General features: G+C 43.3%; 21 protein-coding genes and 1 other annotated feature. Of the genes, 17 read left to right on the top strand and 4 right to left on the bottom strand.

Annotated elements, in window-relative coordinates:
• The first annotated feature begins 16 nt into the window (after positions 1-16).
• Entirely contained in the window at positions 17-1,120 is a 1,104-nt protein-coding gene (gene tbcS, locus MY9_RS15145; RefSeq protein WP_040082058.1) for a tetraprenyl-beta-curcumene synthase, read from the top strand.
• On the opposite strand, the gene MY9_RS15140 is transcribed toward tbcS, so the two are convergent.
• Both MY9_RS15140 and MY9_RS15135 read right to left on the bottom strand, forming a co-directional pair.
• Complete coding sequence (locus tag MY9_RS15140) at positions 1,110-1,694, bottom strand: tRNA (mnm(5)s(2)U34)-methyltransferase (RefSeq protein ID WP_014665075.1); 585 nt, start codon at positions 1,692-1,694, stop codon at positions 1,110-1,112. The two genes, tbcS and MY9_RS15140, sit on opposite strands and share 11 nt — an antisense overlap.
• Positions 1,691-2,656 carry a TIGR01212 family radical SAM protein gene (locus tag MY9_RS15135; protein ID WP_014665074.1) on the bottom strand — a complete coding sequence of 322 codons (966 nt, stop codon included), beginning with the start codon at positions 2,654-2,656 and terminating at the stop codon, positions 1,691-1,693. Before MY9_RS15135 ends, MY9_RS15140 begins: the two co-directional genes overlap by 4 nt.
• A 164-nt stretch (positions 2,657-2,820) precedes the next feature.
• On the opposite strand from MY9_RS15135, the gene MY9_RS15130 reads away from it, so the two are divergent.
• From MY9_RS15130 to bceB, 12 genes are all read left to right on the top strand, one after another.
• Positions 2,821-3,093, top strand: coding sequence for a YtzC family protein (locus MY9_RS15130; protein ID WP_014665073.1), 273 nt, complete (start codon positions 2,821-2,823; stop codon positions 3,091-3,093).
• A gap of 154 nt (positions 3,094-3,247) precedes the next feature.
• On the top strand, positions 3,248-3,385 hold the full coding sequence (locus MY9_RS21650; RefSeq protein WP_003229119.1) for a hypothetical protein: 138 nt from the start codon (positions 3,248-3,250) through the stop codon (positions 3,383-3,385).
• Positions 3,386-3,418: 33 nt separating this feature from the next.
• Positions 3,419-3,808 carry a GntR family transcriptional regulator YtrA gene (ytrA, locus tag MY9_RS15120; RefSeq protein ID WP_014665072.1) on the top strand — a complete coding sequence of 130 codons (390 nt, stop codon included), beginning with the start codon at positions 3,419-3,421 and terminating at the stop codon, positions 3,806-3,808.
• Positions 3,805-4,683 (top strand): ABC transporter ATP-binding protein YtrB, encoded by an 879-nt coding sequence (ytrB, locus tag MY9_RS15115; RefSeq protein ID WP_014665071.1) that lies wholly within the window; start codon positions 3,805-3,807, stop codon positions 4,681-4,683. The genes ytrA and ytrB overlap by 4 nt, the downstream gene beginning before the upstream one ends.
• Positions 4,677-5,663, top strand: coding sequence for an ABC transporter permease YtrC (gene ytrC / locus MY9_RS15110; protein ID WP_014665070.1), 987 nt, complete (start codon positions 4,677-4,679; stop codon positions 5,661-5,663). The genes ytrB and ytrC overlap by 7 nt, the downstream gene beginning before the upstream one ends.
• 29 nt (positions 5,664-5,692) lie before the next feature.
• The gene (ytrD, locus tag MY9_RS15105; protein ID WP_041521407.1) at positions 5,693-6,670 is read left to right on the top strand and encodes an ABC transporter permease YtrD; all 978 of its coding nucleotides are present in this window, start codon (positions 5,693-5,695) and stop codon (positions 6,668-6,670) included.
• A gap of 14 nt (positions 6,671-6,684) precedes the next feature.
• Positions 6,685-7,380: an ABC transporter ATP-binding protein YtrE gene (gene ytrE / locus MY9_RS15100; protein ID WP_003229129.1), complete on the top strand. Its 696-nt coding sequence runs from the start codon at positions 6,685-6,687 to the stop codon at positions 7,378-7,380.
• Complete coding sequence (gene ytrF / locus MY9_RS15095; RefSeq protein WP_041521406.1) at positions 7,370-8,680, top strand: ABC transporter permease YtrF; 1,311 nt, start codon at positions 7,370-7,372, stop codon at positions 8,678-8,680. Before ytrE ends, ytrF begins: the two co-directional genes overlap by 11 nt.
• Before the next feature lie 96 nt (positions 8,681-8,776).
• Positions 8,777-9,472, top strand: a complete 696-nt coding sequence (bceR, locus tag MY9_RS15090; RefSeq protein ID WP_040082064.1) for a two-component response regulator BceR — start codon at positions 8,777-8,779, stop codon at positions 9,470-9,472.
• Positions 9,465-10,469 (top strand): two-component sensor histidine kinase BceS, encoded by a 1,005-nt coding sequence (bceS, locus tag MY9_RS15085; RefSeq protein WP_014665066.1) that lies wholly within the window; start codon positions 9,465-9,467, stop codon positions 10,467-10,469. The genes bceR and bceS overlap by 8 nt, the downstream gene beginning before the upstream one ends.
• A 101-nt stretch (positions 10,470-10,570) precedes the next feature.
• Positions 10,571-11,332 (top strand): bacitracin ABC transporter ATP-binding protein BceA, encoded by a 762-nt coding sequence (gene bceA / locus MY9_RS15080; protein WP_014665065.1) that lies wholly within the window; start codon positions 10,571-10,573, stop codon positions 11,330-11,332.
• Positions 11,322-13,262 carry a bacitracin ABC transporter permease BceB gene (gene bceB, locus MY9_RS15075; protein WP_014665064.1) on the top strand — a complete coding sequence of 647 codons (1,941 nt, stop codon included), beginning with the start codon at positions 11,322-11,324 and terminating at the stop codon, positions 13,260-13,262. Before bceA ends, bceB begins: the two co-directional genes overlap by 11 nt.
• Positions 13,263-13,298: 36 nt before the next feature.
• Here the strand turns inward: bceB and MY9_RS15070 are convergent, their stop codons facing one another.
• A complete protein-coding gene (locus MY9_RS15070; RefSeq protein ID WP_014665063.1) occupies positions 13,299-14,045 on the bottom strand; it encodes an LMBR1 domain-containing protein in 747 nt (248 codons plus the stop codon).
• Between the two features lie 188 nt (positions 14,046-14,233).
• On the opposite strand from MY9_RS15070, the gene MY9_RS15065 reads away from it, so the two are divergent.
• Positions 14,234-15,427 (top strand): MDR family MFS transporter, encoded by a 1,194-nt coding sequence (locus MY9_RS15065; protein WP_014665062.1) that lies wholly within the window; start codon positions 14,234-14,236, stop codon positions 15,425-15,427.
• A 32-nt stretch (positions 15,428-15,459) separates the two neighbouring features.
• Here the strand turns inward: MY9_RS15065 and MY9_RS15060 are convergent, their stop codons facing one another.
• Positions 15,460-16,245: a blue-light photoreceptor gene (locus tag MY9_RS15060; RefSeq protein WP_014665061.1), complete on the bottom strand. Its 786-nt coding sequence runs from the start codon at positions 16,243-16,245 to the stop codon at positions 15,460-15,462.
• 403 nt (positions 16,246-16,648) lie between these two features.
• Here MY9_RS15060 and MY9_RS15055 point away from each other — a divergent pair, with 403 nt between their 5' ends.
• The 3 genes from MY9_RS15055 (at position 16,649) to MY9_RS15045 (ending at position 20,252) form a co-directional block, all read left to right on the top strand.
• Complete coding sequence (locus tag MY9_RS15055; RefSeq protein ID WP_003223352.1) at positions 16,649-16,984, top strand: DUF4257 domain-containing protein; 336 nt, start codon at positions 16,649-16,651, stop codon at positions 16,982-16,984.
• Positions 16,985-17,086: 102 nt separating this feature from the next.
• Positions 17,087-17,301: a binding site (T-box leader), on the top strand.
• Between the two features lie 109 nt (positions 17,302-17,410).
• Positions 17,411-19,825, top strand: coding sequence for a leucine--tRNA ligase (gene leuS / locus MY9_RS15050; RefSeq protein WP_014665059.1), 2,415 nt, complete (start codon positions 17,411-17,413; stop codon positions 19,823-19,825).
• A 115-nt stretch (positions 19,826-19,940) separates the two neighbouring features.
• Positions 19,941-20,252 (top strand): rhodanese-like domain-containing protein, encoded by a 312-nt coding sequence (locus tag MY9_RS15045; protein WP_014665058.1) that lies wholly within the window; start codon positions 19,941-19,943, stop codon positions 20,250-20,252.
• Positions 20,253-20,270: the final 18 nt, after the last annotated feature.

The following is a 20,270-nucleotide window of genomic DNA, read 5'->3' as shown; positions in this document are numbered from 1 at the left end:
GTTGGGGGTGCATGTGTTGACAGTACCGGAACATCCTTTTGGATTGATGGCAAAGGTATATCGAGATATTTTTCCGCTCGTTCATCAAGAGCTGGACATATGGAAGCAAAAATCAGAATCGATTCATAACAGTGAGTTAAAAGCGCAGGCAACCGCAAGTATTCGGGACAAAACGTTTCACTGTGAAGGCGGCGGAATACTGGCTTTATTGTCAGGCAGCCAAAAACAGAAATGTGTCGAGTTTATCATCGCGTATCAAACGATTAGTGATTATTTGGACAATCTGTGTGACCGCAGCACCTCACTTGACCCGCAGGATTTTCGGATGCTTCATGCCTCAATGCAGGACGCACTGACAGTAGGGGCTGAACTGCAAAACTATTATCAATTCAGAGAAGAACAGGATGACAGCGGATATTTGCATGAACTGGTCAAAACGTGCCAGCGTGTTCTCGGCTCCATTGAGCACTATGACATGATTAAACCTTATCTGCTTGAACTGTGCGGCTATTATTGCGATTTGCAGGTGCATAAGCATGTCATTGAGCATGAACGTGTTCCGCGGCTTGAAAAGTGGTTTACTCAATATGAATCAGAGCTCCCTGAGATGGAGTGGTATGAATTTTCAGCCTGTGCAGGTTCAACGTTAGGCATTTTCTGTCTAGTTGCGTATTCGTTCCAGCCTGATTTCACAGAAAGCACCGCTAAAAAAATCCGCGACAGTTATTTTCCTTACATACAGGGTCTTCATATTCTGCTTGATTATTTGATTGATCAAGAGGAGGACTTGCTGGAAGGAGACTTGAATTTCTGCTCGTATTATCAGTCTCATGAAGAGATGATGAATCGGCTTGAACACTTTATCCATAAAGCCGACGAGCATTTACAAGGCATTCCGCATGAAAACTTCCATCGTTTAATCAATCGAGGCTTGCTTGGCGTTTATTTGTCGGATGATAAAGTGGCAGGCCAAAAGGAAATGGGCCGGCTCGCAAGGAAGCTGATCAAAGCCAGCGGAAAAACTTCCTTTTTCTTTTATATCAACGGCAGAGCCTACCGGAAATTTCAAAAAATGTCCTGGATGAAAAACTCAAAGAAAAAAGCTCAAATCATTTGCTGATCTGAGCTTTTTTTTCGATGGCGACAATAAATGGCGGGTCATTTTGCTGATTGATAAATCCGTATGTTAATACACGGGCTGTTTGCTGGTCCAAGTCCCGGCAAAACTCAAGCACATCATTTTTTTCCGCTTTGCCTTCCGGGTGGCCGTGATAGACGACGAGAACGATCAGGCCTTCGTCTTTCATGATGCTGAGAAGCTGTTCAATTGCTTTGATCGTAGAACTGCCGTTTGTTGTAATTGATTTGTCCCCGCCCGGCAAATAACCGAGGTTAAATACCGCGGCCGCCACTTTGCCATGTGTTTCAGGCGGAAGGGATTCAGCGATTTTGTCATGGCTTTTGTGAAATAATGTTGTTCGCGCTTGATAAGTCTCACCGAGCCGTTCCTGTGTATTGGCCACGGCTGATTCTTGAATGTCAAAAGCGTATACGTGGCCGTTTTGACCGACAAGCTCCGCTAAAAACTGTGTATCATGTCCGTTGCCCATCGTTGCATCTACAACGATATCTCCTTCTCCCGCGGCCATTTTCAGCAGTTCTTTGCTGTAAGGAAGAATTTTCTTCAAAGTCATAGCGCTGATTCCTCCTCAAGCCGCTGAAAGAACTTTCCTTGATAGCTGCCTCGATTTTCCAGCTCTTTATTAATGGCGCCAAGCACTTCCCATTTGTTGACGCTCCACATTGGCCCGATCATCAACTCAATCGGTCCGTCACCTGTAATGCGGTGGACGATCATTTCCGGCGGAATGATCTCAAGCTGATCGCAGACGAGCTGCACATAATCATCTTGAGAAAGGAATTCCAGCTTTCCCTTTTCATATTGCTTGACCATCGGCGTGCCTTTCAGTAGGTGAAGCAGATGGATTTTAATTCCCTGGACGTCCAAATCTGCAACAGCCCTTGCCGTTTCCATCATCATGTCCCGGTCTTCCAAAGGCAGTCCGTTGATAATATGCGAGCAGACACGTATGCCGTGTTTTCTTAATTTATTGACGCCTTCCACATAGCAGTTAAAATCATGTGCGCGGTTGATCAGAAGTGCAGTCCGTTCATGAACCGTTTGAAGCCCAAGCTCCACCCACAAATACGTGCGTTCATTCAGCTCTGCCAAGTAGTCCACGACATCATCAGGCAGACAGTCCGGGCGTGTGGCGATCGAAATGCCGACCACATCATCTAAGGCGAGGACAGATTCGAATTTCTCACGAAGCACCTCAACCGGGGCGTGAGTGTTTGTGAAAGCCTGAAAATAAGCGATGTATTTGCCGTCCTTCCATTTTTCGTGCATGCGGTTTTTGATGTCATGGAATTGCGTAATTAAATCATCGGCCCGGTTCCCGGCGAAATCACCTGAGCCTGCGGCGCTGCAAAAAGTACAGCCTCCGTGGGCAACGGTGCCGTCTCGGTTTGGACAGTCAAAGCCGCCGTCAAGCGCCACTTTAAACACCTTATGGCCGAAATGATCTCTAAGATGATAATTCAATGTATGATAGCGTTTTTCCGTATTTGAATAAGGAAAAGGATTGTTCTGCATTACAATTCATGTGCCTCCTTGCGTACGATTGCATCCTAAAATTGTAGCACGCATTTCACAAGAGAACAAATGAATATCGACCATAAATTACTTTATTGAACAAAGTCAGATGAGGCTACAATAAGAATGATGGATGACTTCCATTACCAAGAGGAGGGGTTACTGTGGCAACAAGACAATCAGTAGATGAACATCTCCAGCAATGTATGCAGGCGTATGATTATGCTGAAGAACAGCTGAAAATCGCTTCTAAACAAGAGCATTATAATGATCAAGAATATAGTGATGCGCAAATGCAGCTTGAAGATGCGGTAAATGCCTTGAATAAGCTATGGCTGTCGTCAAATGATCAGCAGAGAGAACAGCTGTACAGAATGAGGCTTCAGCTTCAAGCTTTGCAAAATAATATGATCCTGCAGCACCCTCTTGATGTGTAGGAAACGGACCCTTTTCATAAGGGTCCGTTTTTTTGTAAAAAAAGGATTGACTTTAAGTGCCAAAGTATTTATTGTATTAAGTGTACTAATTGAAGTAATACACTATAGACACTGATATAACACCATTTATATATTGAAATTAAGGGAGGCAGTTATGAAACATAAAAAACGAAACAAACGTAACGTGCCGATGCTGATTGCGGCATCTGTGATCGCTTGTTCTTTTTTTCTTGTTCTCGTGATGATCGGTTTTGAATGGCAAAAAAGTATCATTGACCATTTTTATCTGTAAAAGGTTCAGATCGTATAGAAAGTAGGGAAGTAAATGATTCAAATCGATCCAAGAAGCTCAACACCCATTTACGAACAAATTATTCAGCAAATGAAAGAGCTTTGTTTGAAAGGGATCATGAAGCCTGGTGATAAGCTTCCTTCTGTCAGAGAATTGGCGACGATCATTATTGCGAATCCGAACACTGTCAGCAAAGCGTACAAAGAGCTTGAACGAGAGGGGATTATTGAAACGCTGCGGGGCAGAGGAACCTATATATCGGAGAATGCAAAAACGACACTGGTTGAAGGGAAGATGACGATGATTAAAGAGCAACTCAAACAGCTCATCATCGATGCACACTATGCAGGGGTTGAGCTGGAAAAACTGCAAGAATGGATAAAGGAAATCAGCGCTGATGTGAAGGGAGGCAAAGAAAAATGATTGAACTGCGGCAGCTGTCAAAAACGATTGACGGCAATCAAGTGTTAAAAGATGTTTCATTAACAATCGAAAAAGGAGAAATCTTCGGATTGCTTGGACGCAATGGATCAGGAAAAACGACGATGCTCCGCTTAATCCAGCAAATCATTTTCGCAGACAGCGGGACAATTTTATTTGACGGCGTAGAAATCAAAAAGCATCCGAAGGTCAAACAAAATATCATCTACATGCCTGTTCAAAATCCGTTTTACGATAAGTATACATACAAGCAGTTAGTCGATATTTTGAGAAGAATCTATCCGAAATTTGATGTCACGTACGCGAATGAGCTGATGAACAGATACGAAATTCCGGAAACGAAAAAATATCGCGAACTGTCGACGGGCTTAAAAAAACAGCTATCGCTCGTTCTGTCGTTTGCGGCGAGACCGGCGCTAATTCTTCTGGATGAGCCGACGGACGGAATAGACGCGGTGACAAGGCATGATGTGCTGCAGCTGATGGTCGATGAAGTGGCAGAGCGTGATACGAGCATCCTGATCACTTCCCACCGGCTTGAGGACATAGAGCGGATGTGCAACCGAATTGGTTTTCTCGAAGATAACAGGCTGACAAATGTAATGGATCTTGATGAATTAAAAGAAGAATACATCAAAATTCAAATGGCGTTTGATACAGATGTCAATTTGGCCATCAGAGAGAAAAACATTCCGATGCTCGATCAGGCCGGTGTGTTTTACACGGTGCTGATCCCGAAAAGCGATGAGGAGAAAAAGAGCTTTTTGAGAGAGCTGAAGCCAAAAGTATGGAATGAGCTTCCTGTCAACTTAGAAGAAGTGTTCATTGCGAAGTTTGGAGGGAAGCGGAGATGGTAGACCGAGGTCTCCTCTATCGAGAGTGGAAGCAGAATCAAGTGGTGATTTTGTTAAGTATCGTGTTTTTAGTGTTGGCAAATCCGCTCTCTATTGTGAATACGTATTTGTCTTATCAAGGATGTCTGGCTCATCAAGACCCGCAATATTGTGATTTTATTGTCAATTATAGAGTAAGCAATCTGATAGATATCAATTGGGTGCCGGGTGTCATTTTGGCGGTCTGCTTCATGGGAATGGAACGTTCGAAAGGCGCGATGGATTTTATATTAAGTCTCCCGTATAACAGAAGCCAAATTTTTCAGACGAAATTTTGGTTAGGCAGTTTTGTGATTGTGCTGTCACAATTGATTGGCTTTTTGCTCGCATGGCTGCTGATTCTTGTCTATAACCCTGAACACGTCTACTTTTTTGAGCACAGCAGCGTTGGAGTTATCGTAATTAGTTTTATGGCTTACTGTTTGTTGATGGCCGCTGGGGCATTAACGGGGAATGTTTTTGCCCAGTTATTAACGGGATTTGCTGCTGCGGTATTGCCGTATTTAATTGTTGCTTTGCCGGCAGGGAACTTTGAAGTTGTTTTTGGCGTGAGTATATGGAAACTATCCCCTTCCCCTGAGGCTTATTTTTCTCTAACGAGTAATTTATCATATCTAGTGCCTATTGGTTACGTTGCAAATGGATGGCTGTCTGACAGTAAATATATTTTATTCATTCCAGCTGTAATGAGCATGCTGTTTTACTTGATTGGCTATATAAGCTTCAAAAAGCATCCAAGTGAACGTAACGGATACTTTTTCCTGTGGAACAGATTAGACCGTCCTGTACAAATGCTGATTATCGTTTTTGGTATTCTTGGATTTGGTTTATTTGGACATTCTGCCGGACAGTCCATCATTGGTTACATTTTGGGAATGATCATTGGAGCCGTAGTTGGATTCTTTGTGAGCTACTTCTCTATTTATAAGAAAACGAAAAATTAAGAAATGCTTTCGATTTGGAGGGAAGTGGTGTGCCGGATTTCGGGCTGTTTTATAAAGAGTGGAAGCAAAATAAAGCTCTGTTGGCCATAATTATTTTAGTATTAATGCTTAGCAATCTTTTTACCGTTTTAAATACGTACATCTCATATCAAGGCTGTGTCACTCATCAGGACGAGTGGGTCGGAACCTGCGTATTTTCGATTAACTATTTAAACGGCACATTTATCTCATTTTTTTGGATTTGGGGAGTCGTTTTGGCGGTCAGCCAGCTTGGGATTGAACGTAGCAAGAGCTTCTTTGATTTTACATTAAGCCTTCCTTATACACGAGGGCAGATATTTCATGCGAAGTTCCTTACCGGCGGAATGGTGATTGTGGTGCCGCAGCTCATAGGTTACGTTTTGTCTGTTTTGCTGATCATGCTTTTGAAGCCAGATCAGGCCGTTTATTTTCACAATTACAGCCTTGGAATGATCATTGTCAGCATGCTGGCTTATTCGCTTGTTATGGCGGGTGGAGCTCTGACAGGCAATATTTTTGCACAGCTTTTGGTCTCATTTACCGTGGCCATTTCGCCATTTTTACTCATCAGCCTGCCTGCGATCAACCTTGAGATCCTTTTTGGCGGATCAATAGATTTTATCCATGGTCCAGTACCCAAATGGGTGCAGTATTTCATTCCGATAATCTATGTAGACGCGAAATGGGTTGAGAATTCACCATATTATTTAGTGATTCCGGCTATCATGACTATTATCTTCTACATCATCGGCTATATTAGTTTTGTCAAACTATCTAATGAAAGAAACGGGTACTTCTTCTTATGGAAGCCGCTTGACCGTCCGGTGCAGATCATCGTTATTATCATAGGAATCATGGGCTTTGGGTACTTTGGATTTTCTGCCAGCGAGAGCTTTACAGGCTATCTCATTGGCATGGCTGCCGGCGCGGTAATCGGTTTCTTGATTAGTTATTTTGCGATTTATAAAAAAACAAAACTTTTGTAAGGGAGAGAGAACATATGATAGATGTTCAGCATATCGACCATTCTTTCACGATCGGAAAAAAGGGCCGTGAGAATGAAGTTCCAGTATTGAAGGATGTTTCATTGAGCGTGGCGAAAGGGGAAATCGCCTGCATTGTCGGGCGAAGCGGATCAGGGAAATCAACGCTTTTGAATTTGATTTCCGGCTACATATCGCCGACAAAAGGGCGGATTGTCATTAATGGCACTGATGTTACGGGGTTTAATGAAAAGGAATGGGCGCAATTTCGACTTGACCATTTCGGGTTTATTTTCCAAAGCTTTCAGCTCATCCCGGGTTTAACGACGTATGAGAATGTTGAAATGCCGTTGGCATTAAAAGGAATCAAGCCCTCTGAGCGGAAGCAAAAGGTGCAGGACATGCTGAAACGCGTCGGTCTGGAAAATCACGCCGCTCATTATCCGAATGAACTGTCAGGCGGCCAGCAGCAGCGTGTCAGTATTGCTCGAGCGTTGATTTTAAATCCTTCGATTATCTTAGCGGATGAGCCGACGGGAAGCCTTGATTCGGAAACGGAACATGAAGTGCTGGAATTGATCCAGCAGCTGAATCGCGAGCGTGGCATTACATTTGTGATCATTACTCACGATGATGAAGTCGCTTCTATCGGACATTCAAAATTTCAGCTCCATGATGGTGTGCTAAAAGGGGGAATTACCGTTGAGGTTTAAGGATCAGGTTCATTTTATCAGAAGAAATATGAAGAAAAACAGGCTTCGCGTCTTTATGACGATACTTGCGACAACAATGGCGTGTGCGTTTTTGGTTGTGCTGTCGTCGGTTGGATTTGGGATTCAAAAGACGATTACAGATATGACAATGAGCCAGCAGATTGTAACGAAAGTCAGTGTAATGGGCAAGGAAGGAGACAAGCCGATTAAAAAAGCTGATTTAGAGAAGTACGATCACGTAAGGTCAGTTGTCGAAAGAACGCAAGTGTATGAACCAAACAAAGCTACTTTAGGCAATCGCACAAATGAAAGCTCAAATCTCATTTTTACTAATATGAATGATGAATTAAAGGCCAATATGGAATTGGAAAAGGGAAGAGTCGCAAAGTCGGAAAATGAAATCGTAGTAGGATACGACTTCGCAAAGAGATTATTGACGAAAAAAGAATCGGAAGAATATAACAAAAAAATCGAAGAGGCAAAAGGCAATCCAGAAGATATAAAAGAACCAAAAGGCTATACGAAAGACATTCTGAACAAGACGATTGAACTAAGTGTAGCGAAGACAGATCCTAAAACAGGCGATGTTACAAAAACAAAAACATGTGACTTTAAAATTGTCGGTATTACAAAAAAACCATCTCAAGACTGGATGGAGGACTCAAACATTTTCATCAGTGATCAATTCAAAAAGGATTTTTCGGAATTCTTAGATTTTAAAGGCGGGAACGTTGAAACTAACATTGGCGTTTTTGCTGATAAATTTGAGAACGTGGAACAGCTGACAAAGGATCTAACAGATGACGGATACTATGTCACATCAGTGACTACCGAACTTGAGGGAGCCAACACCTTCTTCATGGTCTTCAAAATCGGACTGATCTTTGTCGGATGTATCGCAGTTATTATTTCAGCGATCGGCATTTTTAACACGATGACGATGGCGGTGACAGAGAGAACGCAGGAGATTGGCATTATGAAAGCGATTGGGGCGAGCCCGTCTATCATTCGCCGAATGTTCCTGATGGAAAGCGCATATATCGGGATTTTAGGCTGTGTGATTGGAATTATCATTTCCTACGGCGTGAGCTACCTTGTCAACCTGGCCGTTCCGATGATTCTCGCGGCGACAAGCGGAAGCGATGCGGGCGATTTGAATTACACATTCTCCTACATACCGGCGAGCCTTGTGATCATTGCCGTTGTGATTTGCGGAGGGGTCGCAGTCATTTCCGGAATGAATCCGGCTAGAAAAGCAACCAAAACCAACGTGCTGACAGCGTTGAGAAGAGAATTATAATGCAAACGAGCCGGCTGAGACAGCCGGCTTTCTCTATAGCGCATGATGGCGTTTTGCTATACACTTGATAAAAAAGGAAAAAGTGCGGTGAGTCGATTGTTTAAACTTTTGCTGATTGAAGATGATGAATCGCTGTTTCAGGAGATCAAGGATCGTTTAACGGGATGGTCCTATGATGTATACGGCATTCAGGATTTCAGTCAGGTGCTGCAGGAATTTGCGGCGGTTAATCCTGATTGTGTCATTATTGATGTACAGCTGCCTAAATTTGACGGCTTTCATTGGTGCCGGCTGATCCGCTCCCGGTCAAATGTTCCGATTCTCTTTTTATCCTCCAGGGATCATCCTGCAGATATGGTGATGTCCATGCAGCTCGGGGCCGATGACTTTATTCAAAAGCCGTTTCATTTTGATGTGCTGATCGCGAAAATCCAAGCGATGTTCCGGCGTGTGCACCATTATAATACGGAGCCGGGCGCGATTAAAACGTGGTGCGGCGCTGCTGTAGACGCGGAGCAGAATCTCGTCAGCAATGACAAAGGATCTGTTGAACTGACCAAAAATGAAATGTTCATTCTAAAACAATTAATAGAGCAAAAAAACAAGATCGTCAGCCGGGAAGAGCTGATCAGAAGCTTGTGGAACGATGAGCGTTTTGTAAGTGATAATACGCTGACCGTCAATGTCAATCGCCTGCGAAAAAAACTGGACGCCCTACAGCTTGGCGTATATATCGAGACAAAGGTGGGCCAGGGCTACATCGCGAAGGAAGAGGATCAGTTCTATGATTAAAGCATTCCTAACTGAAAGACGAAGCTGGATTGCAGCGTTTTTGTTTCAGCAGGCTTTAATGCTGGTCGTAGCTTTTGTTGATCCTTTCATATCATTTGGAAATGTGCTTTATATGGTGTATTTGTGCATCTTGTTTTTTGTTATATTCCTTTGGTTCCGCTATCGGAAAGAAACCGCGTTTTATAAAAGCCTGAAAACATGGGAAAACAATCTCGATGTGACTGCCATAAATGAACCGGAAACGCCATTTGAAGCAATCGTTGACAGAAGCATTACCGGGCAAACGAAACACTTGAAGCAGACTGCAACACAGCATCGCTTAGCATTGGAAAATGAAAAAGATGAACTGATGGCATGGATTCATGAGGTCAAAACCCCATTAACAGCAATGCATTTAATCATTGACAGAATGGAAGAAAAAGCTTTGAAATCCCAGCTGTCATATGAATGGTTGCGTATTCACCTGCTTCTTGATCAACAGCTTCATCAAAAACGCATTTCATTTATTGAAAACGATCTGTCTGTAGAATTTATTCAGCTTCAGCCTTTGATTTTCAAGGAAATCAAAGATTTACAATCGTGGTGTATCCAAAAAGGGGTCGGTTTTGACATACAGCTTGAGGCTGAAGAAGTGCTGAGTGATGCAAAATGGCTGGCGTTTATCATCAGGCAGCTGCTGACAAATGCGGTGAAATATAGCGAAGCCTCTGAAATTGAGATCAAAAGCTTTCAAAAAGGGGAACAGACGCAGCTCCAAGTGAAAGACTGTGGCAGGGGCATTGACCCAAAGGATGTACCGCGTATTTTTGATAAAGGGTTTACATCCACAACAGATCACCATAATCAAGCGTCCACTGGCATGGGGCTGTACTTGGTGAAAAAAGCAGCGGCGCCGTTATTGATTCATGTTGATGTTGAGTCGGAGCTCGGTGCGGGGACAGTTTTTACATTAACCTTTCCGAAACGGAATCAATTTGAACGGGTCATAAGCGTGTGACGAAAATGTCACATGCTTTTCTTTTTTGTTCGCCGTATCGAAGGAAAAGCCCGGCATTCCTTTTTATAATGAGATTATCCAATATAAAGGAGACTGCATAAATGATGATTTTAGAAGCGAATAAAATTCGAAAAAGTTATGGAAACAAGCTGAATAAACAGGAAGTGCTGAAGGGCATCGATCTTCACATTGAAAAGGGCGAATTCGTCAGTATTATGGGTGCTTCCGGGTCGGGAAAAACCACTTTGCTTAATGTACTGTCCTCAATCGATCAGGTCAGTCACGGAACCATTCATATTAATGGAAATGACATGACGGCTATGAAGGAAAAGCAGCTGGCTGAATTCAGAAAACAGCATTTAGGCTTTATCTTTCAGGATTACAATTTGTTAGACACATTGACAGTGAAAGAAAATATCCTTCTGCCATTATCAATCACGAAACTGTCAAAAAAGGAAGCCAATCGTAAGTTTGAGGAAGTTGCAAAGGAACTGGGAATATATGAATTAAGGGATAAGTACCCGAATGAAATTTCCGGCGGCCAGAAGCAGAGAACATCTGCCGGAAGAGCGTTTATTCATGACCCGAGCATTATTTTCGCTGATGAACCGACCGGCGCGCTCGATTCGAAATCGGCCTCCGATTTATTAAACAAGCTGAGTCAGCTCAACCAAAAACGCCACGCCACGATTATTATGGTCACCCATGATCCTGTCGCGGCCAGCTACTGCGGCAGAGTCATTTTTATTAAGGACGGGCAAATGTATACACAGCTGAATAAAGGGGGCCAGGACAGGCAAACGTTTTTCCAGGATATTATGAAAACGCAAGGCGTGTTAGGCGGGGTGCAGCATGAACATTAATCAGCTCATCCTGCGAAATTTGAAAAAGAATCTTCGGAATTACTATCTGTATGTGTTTGCGCTCATCTTTAGTGTGGCGCTTTATTTCGCTTTTGTCACGCTGCAGTATGATCCAGCAATTAACGAAGTGAAGGGTTCAATCAAGGGAGCCGCGGCTATTAAAACCGCTTCGATTTTGCTTGTGGCTGTAGTGGCGATCTTCATTTTATATGCCAATACGATTTTTATTAAGAGACGGAGTAAAGAAATCGGGCTGTTTCAATTAATTGGAATGACAAAGCATAAAATTTTTCGCATCTTAAGCGCAGAAAATGTCATGCTGTATTTCGGTTCATTAGCGATCGGGGTCGCGGCCGGGTTTTCGATATCGAAGCTGGTCTTGATGATTCTGTTCAAAATTGTCGATGTCAAAGCGGATGCGAAGCTGCATTTTTCTGAGCAGGCCTTGGTCCAAACGGTCATTGTGTTCTGCGGCATTTACCTTTTGATTATGATCATGAATTATATGTTTATCAAAAAACAGAGTATATTATCTTTGTTTAAAGTAACGTCTTCCACTGAAGACAAAGTGAAGAAAATATCATTTTTCCAAATGATAATCGGCGCTTTAGGCATCGTGCTGATTTTGACAGGATACTATGTGTCTTCTGAGCTGTTTGGCGGAAAATTCAAGACCATTAATGAACTGTTTGGTGCGATGAGCTTTATTCTGGGGAGCGTCATTATCGGGACGTTTTTGTTTTATAAAGGTTCAGTTACATTTATCTCGAACATCATTCGAAAAAGCAAGGGCGGCTACTTAAATATTTCTGAGGTCCTGTCACTGTCATCGATCATGTTCAGAATGAAATCGAACGCTTTGCTGCTGACGATTATTACAACCGTTTCAGCGCTCGCGATCGGGCTGTTATCTCTTGCTTACATCTCGTATTACTCGTCAGAAAAGACCGCTGAACAAAATGTAGCGGCTGATTTTTCATTCATGAACGAGAAAGATGCCAAGTTATTTGAAAACAGTTTGAGTGAAAGCAACATCTCGTTTGTTACAAAAGTAACCCCTGTCCTGCAAGTAAATGTTGACATTGCAAATATCATGGATGGAACTCCGAAAGAGATGCAGGGTGATCCTAGCAACATGCAGCTTGCTGTTGTTAGCGACAAAGATGTAAAAGGTGTCGATGTGGCGTCTGGAGAAGCCGTTTTCTCAGGATACACCGACTTGCTGAAAAAAATAATGGTCTTCAAGGACTCTGGTGTTATTAAAGTGAAAAGCAAGCATGAGACGGAACCATTAAAATATAAAGGATTAAGAGAAGAATTTCTTGTGTCCTACACGTTTACAAGCGGGGGCATGCCCGCTGTCATTGTGGATGACAGCCTGTTTCAACAGCTGAACAAGGATAAAGACCCCCGCATTCAGCTGGCGCAATCAAGATTTATTGGCATCAATGTGAAACATAAGGATCAAATGGAAAAAGCGAATGAACTTTTTCAACAGGTAAACAAGAAAAACGAGCATTTATCAAGACTGGATACAAGCATTGCGCAAAAATCACTGTTTGGTATCGTGATGTTTATCGTTGGCTTCTTAGGGTTAACGTTCCTGATCACATCAGGATGTATCCTTTATTTTAAACAAATGGGAGAAAGTGAAGATGAAAAACCGAGCTATACAATTTTAAGAAAACTCGGCTTTACGCAAGGCGACCTGATAAAGGGGATACGCATTAAACAGATGTACAACTTCGGCATCCCGCTGGTTGTCGGCCTCTTCCACAGTTACTTTGCCGTCCAATCCGGCTGGTTCTTATTTGGATCAGAGGTGTGGACGCCTATGATTATGGTGATGGTATTATATACTGCGCTCTATTCCATTTTTGGTTTTCTGTCAGTTCTTTATTATAAGAAGGTCATTAAATCGTCGTTGTGAAACAGAAAAAGCTCCAGACATTCTGGAGCTTTTTGTTTATCGTTTTGGCGCCCGGTAACCGGCGGCTTCAGCCTCTTCAACTGAGCAAAACATTTCAGCCGGATCGGTTGTCCGGTCATAGTATGTACTGCCTGGCGTGTGGTAGATGCCGTTTTTGCTTCCTTTGATATGACAGCCTTCTGCTTTGTCAGCTGTCTTGGTTTCATCACTTTTATTCGTATTGCTTGAAGAACCTCCAGCGTCTTCATGAGAACTGGCAGTTTGGCTATTTGCCTCTTTTAATTGCTTTTCAAGCTTTGTTTTATCTTGTCGGAGTGTTTCATTTTCAGCCTTTACCGTTTTTGTATCTTCTTTGAGCTGCTTTTGATTTTCTTGAAGCTCTTTCAACTCAGTTTTTAATGATTTCTGAGTCTTTTTTAGTTCGCGATTTTCTTTTTCAAGCTTCTCAAGCTTGTCTTGATCATCTGTATTGTCCTTTAATTTCTTTGCTTCAGAGCTGACAGATTTATATTCTTTTTCAAGTTCCTCATGCTCTTTTGTGAGACTTTTATATTCGGCGTTTAGTGCTGAATATTTTTTCTCAGCATTTGCTGCGGCAGCATCAGGTTCTGACAAGCCTGCCCCGGTGAAGAGCAGCACCAGGCCCCCTATCAAAAGCGGCCAAAAAAGTTTTTTAGAGAAACGTTTTTCTTTTTTTAAAACATATCTGGCGAGGTGATACAATCCGTAGCCAAGCGAAATGAGACATGCAAGAAAACCTAAGAATGCTAATACCATTTCCATATTATTACCCCTTTTTCTATTTATTTTACATTTTTCGAACCATATTTGTTAGATTTTTTCACGCTCATCAGTTGAAAAATGTGAGATAGACAGATAGAATGAATGTGCTATGATAACTGGATTCATACGGAGCCGTTTTAGGTTTCGTTTTTTTCATGAGCTTTTTTAGGGAAGAAAGGGGGATGAGTATGCCGCGTGCTCTTAAAATATTAGTTATTGGAATGTTTATCAATGTGACGGGTGCTTCTTTTTTATGGCCGCTGAATACGATTTATATCCATAACCATTTGGGAAAATCGTTAACAGTAGCCGGACTTGTCCTGATGCTGAATTCCGGCGCCAGTGTAGCTGGAAATTTATGCGGCGGTTTTTTGTTTGATAAAATCGGCGGCTTTAAATCGATTATGCTTGGGATTGCGATTACGTTAGCAAGCCTGATGGGCCTTGTCTTTTTTCATGATTGGCCAGCCTATATTGTGCTGCTGACGATTGTGGGCTTTGGCTCCGGTGTTGTTTTTCCGGCTAGCTACGCAATGGCAGGATCGGTATGGCCTGAAGGGGGAAGGAAGGCATTTAATGCGATATACGTCGCGCAAAACGCAGGTGTGGCCGTCGGTTCAGCGCTTGGCGGTGCCGTTGCATCTTTCTCGTTTTCATATGTATTTTTGGCGAATGCCGTATTGTATCTGGTCTTTTTCTTTATCGTATATTTCGGATTTCGAAATATTCAGACGGGAGATGCGTCCCAAACATCTGTGCTTGATTATGATGCTGTGAACAGCAAAGCAAAATTTGCCGCGCTCATCATTTTAAGCGGAGGTTATGTACTCGGATGGCTGGCTTATTCTCAGTGGTCCACCACAATTGCTTCGTACACACAAAGCATTGGAATCTCTCTTTCCTTATACAGTGTGCTCTGGACGGTTAACGGAATTCTCATTGTGCTTGGCCAGCCGCTTGTCGGTTTTGTGGTGAAAAGATGGGCCGAGTCGCTAAAAGCGCAAATGGTCATCGGCTTTATCATTTTTATTGTGTCTTTCAGCATGTTGCTGACAGCAAAGCAATTTCCAATGTTTCTGGCCGCGATGGTGATCCTGACGATCGGAGAAATGCTTGTATGGCCTGCAGTGCCGACGATTGCCAATCAGCTTGCCCCTAAAGGGAAAGAAGGCTTTTATCAAGGCTTTGTCAACAGTGCGGCGACAGGCGGCAGAATGATTGGCCCTCTGTTCGGAGGAGTGCTTGTCGACCATTACGGCATTAAGGCTCTTGTTTTATCTCTGTTGGTATTGCTGCTGATCAGTATTGCCACAACGCTTTTATATGACAAACGGCTAAAATCAGCTAAAGAAACAAAAAAGCAGGCATCAATCTCTTCATAAATAAAAGATCCCGCCGGATGAGCGGGATCTTTTTACATAATCGGAAGCACTTTAACGGCATCCTTTACATTTGAATATGTTTTCAGCGACGAAAAATTGGCATCCAGTTTATTCATTTTCATGGCCAATTCAGGCTTAATGCCGGTAATGATTAATTCGGTTCCGGTCAATTTCAGCAAATGGCTCAGCTTAAAAATTTGGTCGGCCGTTTGTTCGTTCACTTGGGCCAATCCAGATAAATCAATGATCAAATAATCATCTTTGGATGTTGATAAGATATTCGTCAATGTGCAAACGATGGAATTAAATCGCTCCTCTGTCAGGTTTCCGACTAGCGGAAGAGCCGAAATGCCATTGCGAATCGGGACAATAGGAGTTGAAAGTGCAGTAATTTCTGTGAGGGAATCCTCGAGAAGTTTTTCATACTCTTTTTGCTCGGTGATATCTTTCTGAATTCCGACAAAATACGTTTTGTCCTCTATTTCCATTGGATCAATATTTAATTCATTCCAGAACATCGTTCCGTCTTTTTTATAGTTTTGGATCTGAACGGTGACTGGCTCTTTATTTTGTAAAGCGGTTCTGATGTTGTCTACTTCAGCGGGATTTGTGTGTTTCCCCTGTAAGAAGCGGCAGTTCTTTCCTAAAATTTCCTCGGCCTCATAGCCGGTGATTTGAACAAAGCCTTGATTGACGTAGACAATAGGATTATCTTCAAGTGCGGGATCTGTAATTACCACACCGACTCGCGCGTGATCAAGCGCTTTTTTGATGATTTCCAGCTGTTCTGGTATCCCAAATGATTGAAAACTAGCCATATAAATCCCCCTTAGGCCGTCAGCTTGCTATGCGAAAGCCTGATATTCCCCTTTTTTAAAATGAATTCTACAGTAACCCTAGCACAACACATGTTCTGATTCAAGCAAGCGCAGTTTGTTGTTTGTCATTAGGGCTTGTCCTCGTATACACTAAAAATAAGAACAGAATATGAACATATGAACGGAAAGGTTTTGACATGCTAAATAGGTAACTAGGTCAATGTCACTGGGTGAAAAATGAATCCAATGCATCAAGCTTACCGATCATGTGTTCACATATAATGGAAGAAACAAGCTTTTTTCAGATTTGCCAGTATGTAGATATCGAAAATCATCGGAATCGTTTAAGGGGGCTGGATGGCCTGAAGTCGCTTTACGAAATAAGGGCTTTAGGAAGGTGATGATGAAGATGCTGCATCAGGTACTTATTGCTTGTGTAATTGGAGGAATCATGGGGATTCTCGGTCACGTTAAAAAGAGAGGCAGGCTGGAGAAGCCCAGAATGACGAAGCGGTTTATCTACCTTGGATTTTTGGAAGATTGGTTTATCGGAATGACAGCTTCCATTTTACTTGTACTATCCGCTGACCCCGATTCAGGAATTCAACTTGTCATCTTATCCATTATCTCAGGCTACGGCGGTGAAGCTGTTCTCAGAAGTTTTGACTTTGTGAGAGAAATGAACAGCGGAGGCGAACCGGCCGAGTCCAAACGTCAAACCAAAACTCCACCCGAATAATTGTCCTCAATCTTCGCCCGTTCAGGGTACATTCCCATTGTATACAAACCTGCTTGCACTTATGAACAGAATTCTATAAAATACAGTTAGATTACGGTTGCGATAAGAACAATGAAGAGGAGCAGTAAGAAACAGATATTGTTGCAGAGAGTTGACGGCTGGTGAAAGTCAATCAAGTTTGTTTCCGAACTCACCTCAGAGTTGCAGCGGTGAAAAGCCGCTGACGCATAACTGCGTTAAAAGTATCAAGTGAGTGCGGTGTATGCCGCGCTAACGAGGGTGGTACCGCGGGAAAACGAAAGTCTCTCGTCCCTTTTAGGGATGAGGGAGTTTTTTTTAGTTTGGGAATATTCTGAATATAATCCTCTCCTTCCCGTCAATACTTGAACCATACACGCCGTATTCAATCAGAAGGAGGTTTTTACTTTGAGTTTTCAGCACAAAGAGATAGAAAAGAAATGGCAAACATATTGGCTTGAAAACAAAACATTTGCCACTCTTGATAATAATGAAAAACAAAAATTTTACGCGCTGGACATGTTCCCTTATCCGTCTGGAGCTGGGTTGCACGTCGGCCATCCTGAAGGATACACAGCAACGGATATTCTGTCCCGCATGAAGCGCATGCAGGGCTACGATGTCCTTCATCCAATGGGCTGGGACGCATTCGGCCTGCCGGCTGAACAATACGCGCTTGACACAGGGAACGACCCCGCTGTGTTTACGAAGCAGAATATTGATAATTTCCGCCGCCAAATTCAAGCGCTTGGCTTCTCATATGATTGGGATCGTGAAATCAATACGACTGACCCTGAATACTACAAATGGACGCAATGGATTTTCTTAAAGCTTTATGAAAAAGGCCTTGCTTACGTTGACGAAGTGCCTGTAAACTGGTGCCCTGCACTCGGTACGGTTCTTGCCAACGAAGAAGTCATTGACGGCAAGAGCGAACGCGGCGGCCATCCGGTAGAGAGACGCCCAATGAAGCAGTGGATGCTGAAAATCACAGCCTATGCGGACAGGCTCCTTGAAGACTTGGAAGAGCTTGATTGGCCGGAAAGCATTAAAGATATGCAGCGCAACTGGATCGGCCGTTCGGAAGGCGCTCACGTTCATTTTGCTATAGATGGACATGATGAATCCTTTACGGTGTTTACAACAAGACCAGATACGCTGTTTGGCGCTACATACACTGTCCTTGCTCCGGAACACGCATTGGTGGAAAACATCACAACGGCTGAGCAAAAAGAAGCTGTTGAAGCTTATATCAAAGAAATTCAATCAAAGAGTGACCTTGAGCGTACGGATCTTGCGAAAACAAAGACAGGCGTATTCACAGGAGCGTATGCAATCAATCCTGTAAACGGAGAAAAACTGCCGATTTGGATTGCGGATTATGTGCTTGCATCATACGGAACAGGTGCTGTCATGGCTGTTCCTGGCCACGATGAGCGTGATTTTGAATTCGCCAACACATTCGGCCTTCCGGTGAAGGAAGTCGTAAAAGGCGGGAACATTGAGGAAGCAGCCTACACTGGCGACGGCGAGCATGTGAACTCTGATTTCCTGAACGGCCTTAACAAACAGGAAGCGATTGAGAAAATGATCGCTTGGCTGGAAGAAACGAAAAACGGCGAGAAGAAAGTGACGTACCGCCTTCGTGACTGGCTCTTCAGCCGCCAGCGTTATTGGGGCGAGCCGATTCCGGTCATTCACTGGGAAGACGGAACGTCAACAGCTGTCCCGGAAGAGGAGCTGCCGCTGATTTTGCCGAAAACGGATGAAATCAAACCGAGCGGAACGGGCGAATCACCGCTTGCGATCATTAAAGAGTGGGTGGAAGTCACAGACCCTGAGACAGGGAAAAAAGGAAGAAGAGAAACGAATACAATGCCGCAATGGGCGGGAAGCTGCTGGTATTTCTTGCGCTATATTGATCCGCACAATCCGGATCAGCTGGCATCACCAGAAAAATTGGAAAAATGGCTTCCGGTCGATATGTATATCGGCGGTGCAGAACATGCCGTGCTTCACCTTCTGTATGCCCGCTTCTGGCATAAGTTCCTCTATGATATCGGCGTAGTGCCGACGAAAGAACCGTTCCAAAAGCTGTACAACCAAGGAATGATTCTCGGCGAAAACAACGAAAAAATGAGTAAATCTAAAGGGAACGTTGTCAATCCTGACGAAATCGTGGCCTCTCACGGTGCTGATACACTGAGATTGTACGAAATGTTCATGGGACCTCTTGATGCTTCAATCGCCTGGTCTGAATCAGGATTAGACGGCGCGCGCCGTTTCCTTGATCGTGTATGGCGCCTATTCGTTGAAGACAGCGGTGAGCTTAATGGCAAAATCGTTGAAGGCGCTGGTGAAACATTGGAGCGCGTGTATCATGAAACAGTCATGAAAGTCACAGACCATTATGAAGGCCTTCGTTTCAACACGGGTATTTCCCAGCTGATGGTCTTTATTAATGAAGCTTATAAAGCAACAGAACTGCCGAAAGAATATATGGAAGGCTTCGTGAAGCTTCTTTCTCCTGTCGCGCCACACTTAGCGGAAGAGCTTTGGGAGAAGCTTGGCCATTCCGGCACAATTGCCTACGAAGCTTGGCCTGTATATGATGAAACAAAACTTGTGGATGATGAAGTTGAAATCGTTGTTCAGCTGAACGGAAAAGTAAAAGCGAAATTACAGGTTCCTGCCGATGCAACGAGAGAACAGCTGGAACAGCTTGCTCAAGCTGATGAAAAGGTCAAAGAGCAGCTTGAAGGCAAAACGATTCGGAAAATCATCGCGGTGCCTGGCAAGCTTGTCAATATTGTGGCAAACTAAGCCTAGAAAAAATCCCCTTTGCCAAAAGGGGATTTTTTTCATCAGTCTCAGAATAGCAATCGTTCAGCTGACTTTGATATACTGAACATGATCACTGTGAATAGGAGTGTTTTCTTTGGAAATAAAAGAAATCAGCACAGCCGCTTTGAAAGAAAAAATTGAGGCGGACGAAGAATTATATTTAATTGATGTCAGAGAAGATGAAGAGGTAGCGGAAGGCATGATCCCGCAAGCCGTTCATATTCGCATGGGTGATATTCCTGAAAAAATGGACACCCTTGATAAAGACAAAGAATACGTATTTATCTGCCGCTCAGGAATGCGCAGCATGAACGTCTGCAAGTACCTGGATGAGCAAGGCTTTAAAACAGTCAATGTTGAAGGCGGCATGATGGCCTGGGAAGGCGAAACAAAACCAAAAAACTAGGGGAGAGCGATCCCCTAG

The organism is Bacillus sp. JS, assembly GCF_000259365.1.
GTDB classification, from domain to species: domain Bacteria; phylum Bacillota; class Bacilli; order Bacillales; family Bacillaceae; genus Bacillus; species Bacillus stercoris.
Note: the sequence above shows the minus strand (reverse complement) of the source record. Positions and strands in the feature narration are given on the sequence as shown.

Bases quoted from the DNA above. Each gene is read 5' to 3' on its own strand.
- MY9_RS15140 (WP_014665075.1), bottom strand. From the start codon at position 1,694: ATGACTTTGAAGAAAATTCTTCCTTACAGCAAAGAACTGCTGAAAATG.
- MY9_RS15135 (WP_014665074.1), bottom strand. From the start codon at position 2,656: ATGCAGAACAATCCTTTTCCTTATTCAAATACGGAAAAACGCTATCAT.
- MY9_RS21650 (WP_003229119.1), top strand. From the start codon at position 3,248: ATGAAACATAAAAAACGAAACAAACGTAACGTGCCGATGCTGATTGCG.
- ytrA (WP_014665072.1), top strand. From the start codon at position 3,419: ATGATTCAAATCGATCCAAGAAGCTCAACACCCATTTACGAACAAATT.
- ytrB (WP_014665071.1), top strand. From the start codon at position 3,805: ATGATTGAACTGCGGCAGCTGTCAAAAACGATTGACGGCAATCAAGTG.
- ytrC (WP_014665070.1), top strand. From the start codon at position 4,677: ATGGTAGACCGAGGTCTCCTCTATCGAGAGTGGAAGCAGAATCAAGTG.
- ytrE (WP_003229129.1), top strand. From the start codon at position 6,685: ATGATAGATGTTCAGCATATCGACCATTCTTTCACGATCGGAAAAAAG.
- bceS (WP_014665066.1), top strand. From the start codon at position 9,465: ATGATTAAAGCATTCCTAACTGAAAGACGAAGCTGGATTGCAGCGTTT.
- bceA (WP_014665065.1), top strand. From the start codon at position 10,571: ATGATGATTTTAGAAGCGAATAAAATTCGAAAAAGTTATGGAAACAAG.
- bceB (WP_014665064.1), top strand. From the start codon at position 11,322: ATGAACATTAATCAGCTCATCCTGCGAAATTTGAAAAAGAATCTTCGG.
- MY9_RS15070 (WP_014665063.1), bottom strand. From the start codon at position 14,045: ATGGAAATGGTATTAGCATTCTTAGGTTTTCTTGCATGTCTCATTTCG.
- MY9_RS15065 (WP_014665062.1), top strand. From the start codon at position 14,234: ATGCCGCGTGCTCTTAAAATATTAGTTATTGGAATGTTTATCAATGTG.
- MY9_RS15060 (WP_014665061.1), bottom strand. From the start codon at position 16,245: ATGGCTAGTTTTCAATCATTTGGGATACCAGAACAGCTGGAAATCATC.
- MY9_RS15055 (WP_003223352.1), top strand. From the start codon at position 16,649: ATGAAGATGCTGCATCAGGTACTTATTGCTTGTGTAATTGGAGGAATC.